Genomic DNA, 12,569 nt, shown 5'->3' on the forward strand with positions numbered 1-12,569 from the left:
TTTCGCTCTAAGCCCCCGCGAGGTAGTCGAGCTGGGCCGCGACCGACAACCGGGCGGCACCGGCTGCGGCAACGCCCGGGTAGATGAGCTCGACGAGGCGGTCGATGAGCCCCTCGTCGACGCGGGGTGCCTCGCCGAGCTGCGCGAGCGCATCCTGAATCTGCTTGAGCCGGCCGAGGCGGTGCTCGCGCAGCTCGCGCACGGCCTCGTCGCCCGCCTTGATCTCGTCGCCGTGGCCGGGCAGGATGCGGCTGGCGCCGAGCTTCTCGAGCTGGTCGAGCGAAGCGAGGTAGTCGCGCAGCGTGCCGTCGGGGTATTCGAGCACGGTGGTCGAATCGCCGAGCACGGTGTCGCCGGTGAGCACGGCGTGGGCCTCGGGCACGAGCACGCTCATCGAGTCGCTCGTGTGGCCCGGGGTGGCGAGGATGCGCAGGCTCGTGTCGCCGAGCGCGATCGCTTCGCCGTTGTGGAGCGGCTCGGCACCCCGGCACCACTCGGGTGAGATGGCGCGGACGGATGCGCCGGTGCGCGTCACGAGCTCGTCGATCGCGGCCGTGTGGTCGCTGTGGCGGTGGGTGGAGAGCACGAGCACGATCTGCTCGGCGGTCGCGACGATCGCATCGAGGTGCTCGGCCTCGAGTGGGCCCGGGTCGACGACGCAGCTCACCTCGCCGCTCGTGATGACGTACGTGTTCGTTCCGGTCAAGGTCATCGGTGACGGGTTGTTCGCCCGCACCTGCGCGATTTCGACAGCCATACCGCCAGCGTATCGCCCGCGATATGGTGCACAGGTGACCACACCCGCATCGCCCGAAACCACCGAACACCTTGCCGCCACCGTGCTCCTGCTGCGCGACGGCGACGAGGGCATCGAGGTGCTCATGCTGCAGCGCCCGTCGCGCGGCTCCTTTGCGAGCGCCTGGGTGTACCCGGGCGGCAAGGTCGACCCCGAAGACGGCGACCCGGCCGACGAGGAGGCCGCGGCGCGCGTCGCGGCCGCCCGCGAGGTGCAGGAGGAGACCGAGCTCGTGGTCGACCCGGCGAGCCTCACGCCGCTCGCGATCTTCAGCCCGCCGCACGACGTCACGCCGCGATTTCGCACCTGGTTCTTCGTCGCCCCGGCGTTCTCCGGCACCCCGGTGCCCGCCGAGGCCGAGGCGGTGGCGCTCGAGTGGGTGCGCCCGCAGCAGATGCTCGACGCGCACGCGAACGACGCCCTCACGCTGATCGTGCCGACCTGGGTCATGCTCGACAAGCTCACGAAATATGCCGACGTCGCCGAGGCCCTCGCCGACCTGCGCTCGGGCGGCTTCGAGGAACTCCCGACCCGGGCACGCGACGGTGGCATCATCTGCTGGCCGGGCGACGCGATCTACGACGACCCCGACGCCCCCGGCGAGGCCCGCCACCGCGTCGAGACGGCCACGAAACCCTGGCGTTACCTCCGAGGCTAATCGCCGCCCAGACCGCACTACGCTGAGCACATGAGCCAAGCAGCGTCGCCTCGGCCCGGCATCGCCGAACGCCTCTCGCGCATGATTCAAGTGCCAACCGTGTCGGCCGAACTCGACGCGCGCGGGCGCGAGCCGTTCGAGGCATTCGTCGACCTCCTCGCCGAGCTGTACCCGCGCATCCACGCCTCGCTCGAGCTCGAGCGCATCACCGACTTCGGGCTGCTCTATCGCTGGCCGGGCGCGACGCCGACGGCCGACCCGGTCGTGCTCATGGCGCACTACGACGTCGTGCCGGTCGACGAGTCCGACCCCTGGACCCACCCGCCCTTCGAGGGCCGCATCGAGGGCGGCAGCGTCTACGGCCGCGGCGCGCTCGACGACAAGGGCCCGCTCGTCGTGCTGCTCGACGCCGTCGAAAACCTGCTCGCCGACGAGTTCGTGCCCGCGCGCGACGTCTACCTCTCGTTCGGCGGCAACGAAGAGACCTTCGGGGCCGCGGCCCAGGCGATCGTCGAGGTGTTTCGTGAGCGCGGGCTCACGCCGTGGCTCGTGCTCGACGAGGGCGGCGCGGTCACCGACGCGCCCCTTCCGTTCGTGCGGGGCCTCGCCGCAATGGTCGGCGTCGGCGAGAAGGGCGTCGCGACGGTGCGGCTCACGGCCCGCAGCGACGGCGGCCACGCCTCGACCCCGCCGCCGCTCACCGCCGTCGGCCGCGTCTCGCGCGCGGTCTCGCGGCTCACGCCCACGACGTTCACCGCGCGGGTGCCGGCGGCGATTACCCGGATGCTCGGGCTGTTCGCCGCGCGCAGCACCGGCGTCGGCCGGCTGCTCTATCGGCTGCTTGCGGCCTGGCCCTGGCTCAACGCGCGCGTCTTCGCGCGGCTCGGCGGGGAGGCCGCCGCGCTCGTGCGCACGACCGTCGCGCCCACGGAGATCACCGGCGGCACGGCCCACAACGTGCTGCCCTCGCAGGCCGAGGCCGTCGTCAACCTGCGGCTCGCGCTCGGCGAGACGGTCGCCGGCACGGTGCGGCGGCTGCAGCGCCGCATCGCCGACCGCAGCGTCGCGGTCGAGGTGCTCGAGGGCAGCGACGCGTCGCCCGAGTCGCCGAGCGACGGGCCACAGTTCGCGCTCATCGCCGACGCGGTGCGGGTCTCGCATCCGGCCGCGATCACGGTGCCATACGTGACGATGGCCGCGACCGACTCGCGGTACTTCCACCAGATCTGCCCCGCGACCTATCGCTTCGCGCCGCTGCTCATGAACGCCGAGCAGCGCGCCTCGATCCACGGCGTCGACGAGCGCGTCGACATCGCCGAGCTCGAACGCGGCGAGCGGTTCCACCGCACCCTCATCGAAGGAATCCGCGCGTGAGTGCCCGGCGCCGGCGGGCATCCCTCGGCCCGCTCGCGGGCATCGTCGGCCTGCTCGCCTTCGTCGAATTCACGAGCGGGGTGCTGCAGGGGTACTACACCCCAATGCTCACCGACATCGCGCGGCACCTCGACGTGCACGATGCCGACGTCAACTGGCTCGAGGGCACGCAGCTCATGCTCAGCGCGCTCGTCGTGCCGGCGTTCGCGAAGCTCGGCGACATGTTCGGGCACAAACGGATGCTGCTCTGGTCGACCGCGATCACGGCCATCGCGTCGCTCGCGCTGCCGTTCTCGAACTCGTTCGGGCTCTTCCTCGCCGCGTGGGCGCTGCAGGGCGTCTACGTCGTGTGGTTGCCGCTCGAGGTCGCGATCATCTGGTCGCGCACCCGCGGCCGCGAGGACGCTTCGCTGCTCACGGCCCGCGCCGCCGGCATCCTTGTCGCCACCCTCGAGGCCGGCGCGATCATCGGCGCGCTGCTCGGCGGCCAGCTCGTCGACACGCTGCCGCTCTGGGTCGTGCTGCTCGTGCCGGCGCTGCTCGTCGTCGCGTGCTTCTTCGTGATCCGCTTCGGCGTGCGCGAGTCCGACCTGCTCACGGGCGGCAAGCTCGACCTTGTGGGGCTCGTGCTCGTGTCGCTTGCGCTGATCGCGTTCACGGGCGGCCTGAGCCTGCTGCGGCTCGGGGGAGCCGCGAGCCCGGTGGCCTGGGGCGTCGTCGCGCTCGGCCTGCTGCTGCTCGTGCCGTTCGTGCGCTACGAGCTGCGCCACCCTGACCCGCTCATCGACGTGCGGATGTTCCGCTCGCCAGCCCTCGCGCCCGTGTTCCTCACGGCCGGGCTCTTCGGCGTGAGCGTGCTCGGCTCGCAGGCGCCGCTGTCGACGTTCGCGCGCACCGACCCCGAGGTCTACGGCTACGGACTCGGCACCTCGGGCTTCAGTACCTCGCTCATCATCGGCCTCTACCTCATCGCGATGATCGCGGGCGCGCTGCTCTTCTCGCGCGTCTCGCGCTGGATCACGCCGCGCCTCACGCTCGTCGCCGCGGCGCTGCTCGTCGGCGTCGGCTACCTGCTGTTCCTGCCGCTCCACGATACGTACGCCCAGGTCATCGTGAACATGGTCGTCGCGGGCGTCGGCTCGGGCGCGCTCGTCGCGGCGCTGCCGGCTGCCGCCGCGGCCGCGGCGCCACCGACGCAGACGGGCGTCGCGACGGGCCTCACGAACTCGGTGAAGACGGTCGGCGGCGCGATCGCGTCGGCCACCTTCGGCATCGCGCTCATGCAGGGCGCGGCCGGCACCACGGCGACGACCGAATCGACCGCCGGCTCGCTCGCCGGCTACTTCACGGTGTGGATCGTCTGCGGCGTGACGGCGCTTGTCGCGGCCGTGCTGCTGCTGTTCGTGCCGAAGGCGGCGTTCACGGACACGGCGGCGCCAGCGCCTACGCCTCGGGCTTGAGGCGAATCATCGCCTCCTGCGACACGCTCGCGACGAGCAGGCCCTCGCGGGTGTAGAACTCGCCGTGCGTGAGCGCGCGGCCGCCGTGCGCGTTCGTCGAGTGCAGCACGAGCAGCAGCCACTCGTCGGCGCGCGCGAAGCGGTGCCACCACACGCTGTGGTCGAGGCTCGCGACGCGCAGGCGCGGCTCGGTCCACGCGAGGCCGTGGCGGCGCAGCACGGGGTCGAGCATGAGGTAGTCGCTCGCGTAGGCGAGGGATGCGCGGTGCACGACCTCGTCGTCGGGCAGCTGGTCGACGGCGCGAATCCACACGGCCTGCTCGGCGACGCGGCCGGCGGCGGGCTGCAGGAAGATCGGCTCGTCGGCGTAGCGCAGCTCGAACGGGCGCCGGTTGATCCAGTAGTTCGCGAGGGCCTCACCGGCGACCGCGACCTGGGCAGCCGCGCTCGGCAGCTGCTCGGGGCCGGGGATGCCATGCGGCATCTCGGCGTAGTGGTCGAGCCCCTCGGAGTCGACCTGGAAGCTCGCGATCATCGACCAGATCGGCTCGCCGTACTGGAACGCTTGCACGAGGCGCGTCGAGAACGAGTTGCCGTCGTGGCTGCGCTCGACCGAGAAGGTGATCGGCTCGTTCGCGTTGCCCGGGCGCAGAAAGTTACCGCGCATCGAGTGGATGTGCCGGTCGTCGGCGACGGTGCGGGTCGCAGCGACGAGTGACTGCGCCGCGACCTGCCCGCCGAAGATGCGCCCGTGGGGCATCCACTGGCTCTGCCCCGTGAAGATGTCGCGCGAGGTGCGCGCGCCGGTCTCTGAGAGCGCGAGGGTGTTGAGGAACGATTCGAGCGGCGGCACCTTCTCGAGCTCGGTGAGGTCGACGGCGTCGCCCGGCGCCAGGATCGCGCCGCTCGGGCGATTGCTACCTGCCGCGAGCGGCGAGACCGGGTGCTGTGGTGATTCGTTCACACGGTCAGCTTAGCGAGCGGGCTGCTGCTGGGTGATGCAGTGCACGCCGCCGCCGCGCGCGAAGATGGGGCGCGCATCCACCGGCACGATCTCGCGGCCGGGGTAGGCCTCGGCGAGCACCTCGAACGCCTCGATGTCGTTCGCGTCGTTGAAGGCGCAGGCGATGACCGCGTCGTTCGCGACGAGGTGATTGATGTAGCTGTAGTCGACCCAGCCCTCGGCGTCGCGGAGCTCCTTTGGCGCGGGCACGCGCAGGATTTCGCGGGGCGTGTCGGTCGCGTCGAAGGCGTCGGTGAGGGCCTCGATGACCTGCTGCGTCACGGCGAAGTCGGGATGCGCTTCGTCGCGCTGGTCGTGCACGAGCACGCGGCCGTCGGGCGTGTAGCTCGCGACGATGTCGACGTGGCCGCGCGTGCCGAACTCCTCGGAGTCGCGGGTGAGGCCGCGGGGGAGCCAGACGGTCGAGGTGGTGCCGAGCTTGTCGGCGAGCTCCTGCTCGACCTTTGCGGTGTTCCAGTTCGGGTTGCGGCCCGGGTCGAGCTGCACGGTGCGGGTCGCCATGACCTGGCCGGCGCCGTCGACGTGAATGCCGCCGCCCTCGTTGACGAGCGGCGAGTCGACGACGCGCACGCCGGCGAGCTCGGCGACGCGGCGGCCGATGTGCTGGTCCTTGTCCCAGTTCGCCCACGATTGGGCGCCCCAGCCGTTGAACACCCAGTTCACCGCGACGAGCTCGTCGCCGTCGAAGGCGAACGTCGGGCCGATGTCGCGCATCCAGGCGTCGTTGAGCTCGGCCTCCTCGATGTGCACGCGGCTCGAGAGCGCGCGCTTCGCGGCGCCGAGCTCGGAGCGCGGCACGAGAATCGTCACGGGCTCGAAGTCGACGGTGGCGTTCGCGACCGACGCCCACGTGGCGCGGGCCTCGTCGGCATCGGCTTCGGAGCTACCGAAGAGGTAGCCGGGGCCGGGCCAGGCCATCCAGGTGCGCTCGTGGCGCTCCCATTCCGCGGGCATCTTCATTGTTGCGAGTCCTTTCGGGCGGGTACGCTCGTCAGCTTAATCGATTTAGTTGGTCGCCGCTCGGGCGCGGAGTTCGACGTTGAGTTGCTGCTCGCGGGGCACATCGGCGCCCTCGAGCAGATCGAGCAGCAGCTGGGCGCAGCGCGCGCCGAACTCGCTCGGCCGCAGGTCGATCGCGGTGACCGGCGGGTCGAGCAGGCGGTCGGACTGCGCGTCGGTGTACGACGCGAGCCGAACATCCTCGGGGATGCGCTGCCCGCGCGAGCGCAGCACACCGGCGACGCTCGTGGCCGTGCCGTCGGGCACCGCGACAATTGCGTCGACGCTGTCGGGAAGCGTCGCGCAGGCGGCCTGAATCTCTTCGGTCTCGGGCGAGAACGACACCGGCACCTCGTGCACCTCGACCGCCGAGTCGTCGGCGAAGCGGCGGGCGGCGCGGGCGACCTCGATGCCCCAGGCGGTGTCTTCGGGCGGCAGCAGGACGCCGATCGAGGTCGAGCCCCGCTGCTCGAGGTGGCGCAGCAGCCCGGTCATCTCGCGCTCGTGGTCGACGAAGACGACGCCGTCGGGCTGCGGCTGGCCCTCGGGCACGCGCTCGCCCGTGACGACCTCGCGGCCGGCGCCGAGCACGGCGCGGGCGAGCGGGTCGGTCGTGCGCACATCCACCGTGACGATGCCGTCGACGTGCGCGAGAAACGGGCGCGGGTCGCCGTGCTGCGGCAGGATCAGGGCGGCGACGCCCCGGTCGCCGGCCGCGTTGCTCACGCCGACCGCGAAGTCGGCGTAGTACCACTGCAGCGTCGTGCCGGGCGGCAGGTAGATGCCGATCGTGTCGGTGCGGCGGCGACGCAGGTTGCGGGCGCTCACGTTGACGACGTAGCCGAGGGCACCCGCGGCGTCGAGCACCGTGTCGCGGGTAGAAGGGCTCACGCCCGGCAGCCCACGCAGCGCAAGCGACGCGGCGGCGGTCGACACTCCGGCGCGCGCCGCGACGTCGCGCAGGGTGGGTCGGCTCACTTGCCGGCCTTGGGCGCGCTGAGCTGTTCGCGCACCTTCTTGCGCAGCACCTTGCCGAGCAGCGACTTCGGCAGCGCGTCGACGACGGTGTAGCTGCGCGGCACCTTGAACTCGGCGAGGTGGTCGTGCGCGTACGCGCGGGTGGCAGCCTCGTCGAAGCTCGCGCCCTCGTCGAGCACGATCGCCGCGGTCACCGACTCGGCGCCCGACGAACCGCGCTGGATGCCGACGACGGCGGCCTCGGCGATGCCCGGCACCTGCACGAGCACCTGCTCGACCTCGGTGGGGGCGACGTTGTAGCCGCCCGTGATGATGAGCTCCTTGGCGCGGTCGACGACGGTGATGAAGCCGTCGGCGTCCTGCGTCACGAGGTCTCCCGTGCGCAGCCAGCGGCCGGGCAGCAGCACCTTGTCGGTCTCCTCCTGGTTGTTCCAGTAGCCCTGGAACACCTGCGGCCCGTGCACGATGAGCTCGCCGACCTCGCCGAGCGGAACATCCTCATCGGGGTTGTCGGGGTTCACGACGCGAATCGTCGTGGAGGCGTGGGGCAGGCCGATCGTGCCGATCTTGCGGGTCGGGCCGAACGGGTTCGAGAACACGATGGGGGAGGCCTCGGTGAGGCCGTAGCCCTCGTTGAGCCCGCCACCGGCGACGGCCTCCCACCGCTCGACCACGGCGTCGGTCAGCGTCATCGCGCCGCTCATCGCGTAGCGCACGTTCGAGAGGTCGAGGCGACCCTCGCGGGCGATGCGCGCGAGGCGGTCGAACATCGGCGGCACGCCCGGGTAGAACGTGGCGGGGTGCACCTTCGACGCGTCGACGATGAGGTCGGGGTCGAAGGAGGGGAACAGGGTGACGCGCGAGGCGGTCACGACGCCGTAGATCGTGCCGAGGAGGTTGCCGAACGAGTGGAACATCGGCAGGAACGCGTAGATCGTCTCCTCGCCCATCGTGAATTCGGGCATCCACGCCTGACCCTGGCGGCCGTTCGCGAGCAGGTTCGCGTGCGAGAGCATGGCGCCCTTCGGGGTGCCGGTCGTGCCCGAGGTGTACGCGAGCATCGCGATGTCGTCGGGGCCGGGCTTCGGCACCTCGTCGCCGATCGGCACCTGGTGCAGAATCTTCTCGAACGGCACGGTGCCCGGCGCCTTGCCGGTGAGCTTGTCGCGCGACTCGCGCGCCTTCTTCACGGGCAGCTTGAGCAGCAGCTGCATCTTCGTCGGCATCATCTTCGTCATGTTCACCGAGATCACCCGGCGCACGTCGACCTCGCCGGCGAGCGACTGTACGACCGGCGCGAGCTTGTCCCACGCGATCGTGAACACGGCGCCGTGGTCCTGGTACTGCGTGCGCAGCTCGCTGCGAGTGTAGAGCGGGTTGTGCTCGACGACGGTCGCGCCGAGGCGCAGGGTCGCGTAGTAGGCGATGACGTGCTGCGGGCAGTTCGGCAGCACGATCGCGACGCGGTCGCCGCGCTTCACGCCGATGCGGCGCAGGCCATTCGCGAAGCGCACGACGTGGTCGTGCAACTGCGCGAAGGTCAGCTCGGCACCGAAGAATTCGATCGCGGGCCGGTCGGCGAACTTACGGGCCCGGTCGGCCAGCTCGTCGTAGAGCGAGGTCGTAACCGGCTCAATATCGCGGGGAACCCCCGGGGCGTAGTTCTTGGTCCACACGCGATTCGCGTTGAACTCGGCAACGTTGACTGCGGCATCGCTCATATGGACAGTTTATTGACCAGAATGGAAGCATGTCTCGGAAACAGCTCGGCATGCGCGAAGTGGGTGACGCGTACGACGACGGCAGCGCCACAATTCTGCACGTCGACATGGACGCGTTTTTCGTTGCCGTCGAGGTGCGTGACCGCCCCGAGCTGCGCGGGGAGCTCGTCATCGTCGGCGGCGCAGGCGGCCGCGGGGTCGTCTCGTCGGCGAGTTACGAGGCCCGAGCGCTCGGCGTGCACGCCGCAATGCCGATGGTGCGGGCGCTCCAGCTGGCGCCCGGGGCCACCGTGATCTCGGGGCACATGCACAAATATCGCGAGGCGTCTCACGCGGTCATGGCGATTTTCCGCGAGTTCACACCGCTCGTCGAGCCGCTCTCGATCGATGAGGCGTTTCTCGACGTGTCGGGCTCGGTGCGGCTGTTCGGCTCGCCCTCGGAAATCGCCCGGCGCATCCGCCGCGAGGTGCACGCGCGCACCGGCCTGACCTGCTCGGTCGGCGTCGCGTCGACGAAGTTCGTGGCGAAGCTCGCGAGCGGCAAGTGCAAGCCTGACGGGCTGCTCGTGATTCCCGAATCCGAGACGATCCCGTTTCTGCACTCCCTGCCCGTGGGCGCCCTCTGGGGCGTCGGCGAGACGACCGAGACGAAGCTGCGCGGCCGGGGCATCCACACGGTGTTTGAGCTCGCGCACACGCCACCCGCGGCGCTCGAGCGCATCGTCGGCAAATCGATGGGCGCGCACCTCGCAAACCTTGCGTGGGGGCGCGACTCGCGTCCTGTCGAGGTGACGCGACGCGAGAAGTCGGTGTCGCACGAGCAGACGTTTGAAGACGACGTGACCTCGCACGCGGCCCTGCAGCGTGAGGTGCGGGCGCAGGCGGATGCGGTGGCCGCGCGACTTCGCCGGGCCGGCCTCGCGGCGGCGACCGTCGCGGTGAAGCTACGCTGGTCAAACTTTGCGACGGTGTCGCGGCAGGCGCGCCTCGAGCGGCCCTCCGACACGGGCCTCACGCTGTATCGCGCGGCCGCGCAGCTCGTGGACGAGCTGCATGCCGAGGGCCGCCCGGTGCGGCTCATTGGTGTGCGCGCGGCCGACCTCGTCGAGGCCGGGCAGGCAACGTCGCTGCTGCTCTGGGACGAGCAGCACGACGACGAGTGGTCGGCGGCCGAGCGGGTGGCGGATGCGGCGGTTGCGAAGTTCGGTAAGGCCGCGATCCGCCCCGCTTCGCTGCTCGGCCGTGGTGAGCGTCGCGACGGCGGCACGGGCCTCAGCGAGCGCCCGAACCGACCGTCGACCTAGGCGCACTTACTTGTAGTTGTAGAAGCCCTCGCCGGTGGCGATGCCGAGCTTGCCCTTGTCGATGAAGTCCTCCTTGAGGACCTTCGCGAACTTCTGCGACTCATCGTCGCCCATGATCGACACGTTGTAGGCGGTCGTGAGGCCGATGATGTCGAAGATCTCCATCGGGCCTCGGGGTGCGCCGGTGCCGATGCGCCAGGTCTTGTCGATCGTCTCGGCGTCGGCGATGCCGTTCGCATAGAGGTAGCCGGCGGCGTTGAGCAGCGGCACGAGCAGTGTGTTGAGCACGTAGCCAGGCTGCTCCTTCTTTACCTCGATCGGCACCATGCCCTGTTCCTTCGCGAACTCGACCACGGTCTTATACACCTCGGGGTCGGTGTCGGCGGTGCCCATGACCTCGGCGGTGTTCTGTGCCCAGATCTGGTTCGCGTAGTGGAGCGCGAGGAACTTGTTCGGACGGCCGGTCGCGTCCTTGAAGCTCGAGGGCAGTAGGGTCGACGAGTTCGTGGCGAAGATCGTCTTCTCGGGGGCGAGGGCGCCGACCTTCTCCCACGTCGACGTCTTGATCTCGGGGCTCTCGGGCACGGCCTCGATGATGAGGTCGGCGTCGGCAACCGCGGCGGCGAGGTCGCTCGTTGCGGTGAGGCGCTCGAGCGCGGCCGCAGACTTGCCGTCCTTTGCGCCCTCAACCTCGGCGTCGTAGCGCTGGGCGAGGCCCGCGAAGCGCTCCTTCGCCGCGGCGACGGCGTCGTCGTTGATGTCCCATGCGGTGACGGTGAAGCCGGCGTAGGCGGTCTGGTACGCGATCTGCGAACCGAGCACGCCCGAGCCGAGCACGGTGACGTTCTTGATGTCAGTCATTGCTTTCCTTCTTTCCTGTGACCGTGGCGAGATAGCCCCGAACGATAAGCTCGGTTTGGCCACGGAAGTGTGCGGTGAGGTCGTCGGGGGAGCGCCCGTCGCGATCGGCGAGCACGATCTGCAGGTGCAGGGATGCGTAGATCGCCTCGGCCGCCAGGTGGGCCGCTTCGGCGGAGTCGGGCCGTTCGGAGACCTCGAGCAGCAGCTTGCCGATCGCGTCAATGAGCCGCTCGACGATGGCGACCGCCTCGGCGCAGTGCTCCTCGTGCCGGTCGCCGTCGAGCGCGGCGCGCTGATACGCGACGAGGTTCTCGAGCTGCGTGCGGTCGTCGATGAACGGCGCCACGAGCGCGATGATGCGGTCGGTCGGGGTGCCGTGCCCCGCATCCGCGTATTTGGCAAGCCGTGCGCTCAGCGTGGCGTTGCCGACCATGAGCATGAGCGCGGGCTTCGAAGACGCGTAGCGAAACAGCGTGCCGTGCGAAAGGTCGGCGGCCTCGGCGATGGCGCTCGTGGTCGTCGCGGCGTAGCCGTGCTTGGCAAACAGACGGCCAGCTTCGGCGAGAATGCGAGTGCGCTTCTCGCGCTTGTTGCGCTCGCGGCGCCCCGGCGGTGCTTCCGTCATCCGCATCACCCTCTCCACTCAGTCCAAAACTCCGAACTGACTTATTAATGAGCATACTCACTTTTAGGATTCGGTCAAGACAGTTCGATTGTGGCCCGGCACACCCGACTTCGGTACCCTGTGCGCATGAAGCTGCTGCTGCTGTCCATGCAGGCTGGTGCCCTGTGGGGCTTTCTGCGCAACCACCTCGAGCACCCGGGCAAGGCGCGAATCGGCTTCGTGCACGACGCGATCGGGCGCGTGCCCGAGCACGACACGATGCAGGCATGGATTTACGAGGAGCGCCAGCGCGTCGTCGACCTCGTCGAGACAGTTGACGACCTCTTCCTCGCCGAGATGACGCCCGACGAGGTGGCCGAGGCCCTCGACCGCATCGACGCGCTCTACGTGCGCGGCGGCAACACCTTCCTCCTCCGCGAGGCGATGCGCGTCTCCGGCGCCGACAAGCTCATCGTCGAGCGCGTCAAGGCGGGCCTGCCCTACATCGGCCTGAGTGCCGGCTCGATCGTCGCGGGCCCGAGCCTCGAGCCCGCCGTGCCGATGGACGACCCCGACGAGGCGCCCAACCTGCCGAGCTACCGGGGCCTGGGCCTCATCGACTCGGTCATCGTGCCGCACGCCGACGGCCAGTTGCCGCCGTACCCGCCCGAAATGATCTCGAGCATCCTCACCACCTACAGCGATCGCTATCAGCTGCAGCCGGTCGAAGACGACCAGGCCTACGTCGTCGACGACCGCGGCGAACGCCTCATCTCCTCCGCCGACTAGC

General features: G+C 70.2%; 12 protein-coding genes. 5 read left to right on the forward strand and 7 right to left on the reverse strand.

Going from position 1 to position 12,569, the window contains the following annotated elements:
• Positions 1 to 7 precede the first annotated feature (7 nt).
• Entirely contained in the window at positions 8 to 757 is a 750-nt protein-coding gene (locus QM019_RS07965; RefSeq protein ID WP_282852550.1) for an MBL fold metallo-hydrolase, read from the reverse strand.
• 34 nt (positions 758 to 791) lie between these two features.
• Between QM019_RS07965 and QM019_RS07970 the strand changes: the two genes are divergently transcribed.
• From QM019_RS07970 to QM019_RS07980, 3 genes are read left to right on the forward strand one after another with little or no spacing between them, the layout of a single operon-like run.
• Positions 792 to 1,454 (forward strand): NUDIX domain-containing protein, encoded by a 663-nt coding sequence (locus QM019_RS07970; protein WP_282852551.1) that lies wholly within the window; start codon positions 792 to 794, stop codon positions 1,452 to 1,454.
• A gap of 30 nt (positions 1,455 to 1,484) precedes the next feature.
• Complete coding sequence (locus QM019_RS07975) at positions 1,485 to 2,828, forward strand: M20/M25/M40 family metallo-hydrolase (protein ID WP_282852552.1); 1,344 nt, start codon at positions 1,485 to 1,487, stop codon at positions 2,826 to 2,828.
• Entirely contained in the window at positions 2,825 to 4,288 is a 1,464-nt protein-coding gene (locus tag QM019_RS07980; protein WP_282852553.1) for an MFS transporter, read from the forward strand. The genes QM019_RS07975 and QM019_RS07980 overlap by 4 nt, the downstream gene beginning before the upstream one ends.
• Here QM019_RS07980 and QM019_RS07985 read toward each other — a convergent pair.
• From QM019_RS07985 to QM019_RS08000, 4 genes are read right to left on the reverse strand one after another with little or no spacing between them, the layout of a single operon-like run.
• Complete coding sequence (locus QM019_RS07985; protein WP_282852554.1) at positions 4,272 to 5,252, reverse strand: acyl-CoA thioesterase; 981 nt, start codon at positions 5,250 to 5,252, stop codon at positions 4,272 to 4,274. The two genes, QM019_RS07980 and QM019_RS07985, sit on opposite strands and share 17 nt — an antisense overlap.
• A gap of 9 nt (positions 5,253 to 5,261) precedes the next feature.
• A complete protein-coding gene (locus tag QM019_RS07990; RefSeq protein WP_282852555.1) occupies positions 5,262 to 6,272 on the reverse strand; it encodes an agmatine deiminase family protein in 1,011 nt (336 codons plus the stop codon).
• 45 nt (positions 6,273 to 6,317) lie between these two features.
• Positions 6,318 to 7,289 carry a LacI family DNA-binding transcriptional regulator gene (locus QM019_RS07995; protein WP_282852556.1) on the reverse strand — a complete coding sequence of 324 codons (972 nt, stop codon included), beginning with the start codon at positions 7,287 to 7,289 and terminating at the stop codon, positions 6,318 to 6,320.
• Complete coding sequence (locus QM019_RS08000) at positions 7,286 to 9,010, reverse strand: AMP-binding protein (RefSeq protein WP_282852557.1); 1,725 nt, start codon at positions 9,008 to 9,010, stop codon at positions 7,286 to 7,288. Before QM019_RS08000 ends, QM019_RS07995 begins: the two co-directional genes overlap by 4 nt.
• Before the next feature lie 29 nt (positions 9,011 to 9,039).
• Between QM019_RS08000 and dinB the strand changes: the two genes are divergently transcribed.
• Complete coding sequence (dinB, locus tag QM019_RS08005; protein ID WP_282852558.1) at positions 9,040 to 10,314, forward strand: DNA polymerase IV; 1,275 nt, start codon at positions 9,040 to 9,042, stop codon at positions 10,312 to 10,314.
• Positions 10,315 to 10,320: 6 nt separating this feature from the next.
• Here dinB and QM019_RS08010 read toward each other — a convergent pair whose 3' ends face one another.
• Both QM019_RS08010 and QM019_RS08015 read right to left on the reverse strand, forming a co-directional pair.
• Positions 10,321 to 11,175, reverse strand: coding sequence for a 3-hydroxyacyl-CoA dehydrogenase (locus tag QM019_RS08010; RefSeq protein ID WP_282852559.1), 855 nt, complete (start codon positions 11,173 to 11,175; stop codon positions 10,321 to 10,323).
• Entirely contained in the window at positions 11,168 to 11,800 is a 633-nt protein-coding gene (locus QM019_RS08015) for a TetR/AcrR family transcriptional regulator (RefSeq protein ID WP_282852560.1), read from the reverse strand. Before QM019_RS08015 ends, QM019_RS08010 begins: the two co-directional genes overlap by 8 nt.
• 126 nt (positions 11,801 to 11,926) lie before the next feature.
• On the opposite strand from QM019_RS08015, the gene QM019_RS08020 reads away from it, so the two are divergent.
• Positions 11,927 to 12,568 (forward strand): Type 1 glutamine amidotransferase-like domain-containing protein, encoded by a 642-nt coding sequence (locus QM019_RS08020; RefSeq protein ID WP_282852561.1) that lies wholly within the window; start codon positions 11,927 to 11,929, stop codon positions 12,566 to 12,568.
• Position 12,569: the final 1 nt, after the last annotated feature.

It is taken from the genome of Gulosibacter sediminis (genome assembly GCF_030011715.1).
In the GTDB taxonomy this organism is placed as follows: domain Bacteria; phylum Actinomycetota; class Actinomycetes; order Actinomycetales; family Microbacteriaceae; genus Gulosibacter; species Gulosibacter sediminis.

Excerpts from the sequence above, each read along its gene's own strand:
- QM019_RS07965 (WP_282852550.1), bottom strand. The coding sequence starts at position 757 with ATGGCTGTCGAAATCGCGCAGGTGCGGGCGAACAACCCGTCACCGATG.
- QM019_RS07975 (WP_282852552.1), top strand. The coding sequence starts at position 1,485 with ATGAGCCAAGCAGCGTCGCCTCGGCCCGGCATCGCCGAACGCCTCTCG.
- QM019_RS07990 (WP_282852555.1), bottom strand. The coding sequence starts at position 6,272 with ATGAAGATGCCCGCGGAATGGGAGCGCCACGAGCGCACCTGGATGGCC.
- QM019_RS08000 (WP_282852557.1), bottom strand. The coding sequence starts at position 9,010 with ATGAGCGATGCCGCAGTCAACGTTGCCGAGTTCAACGCGAATCGCGTG.
- dinB (WP_282852558.1), top strand. The coding sequence starts at position 9,040 with ATGTCTCGGAAACAGCTCGGCATGCGCGAAGTGGGTGACGCGTACGAC.
- QM019_RS08010 (WP_282852559.1), bottom strand. The coding sequence starts at position 11,175 with ATGACTGACATCAAGAACGTCACCGTGCTCGGCTCGGGCGTGCTCGGT.
- QM019_RS08015 (WP_282852560.1), bottom strand. The coding sequence starts at position 11,800 with ATGACGGAAGCACCGCCGGGGCGCCGCGAGCGCAACAAGCGCGAGAAG.
- QM019_RS08020 (WP_282852561.1), top strand. The coding sequence starts at position 11,927 with ATGAAGCTGCTGCTGCTGTCCATGCAGGCTGGTGCCCTGTGGGGCTTT.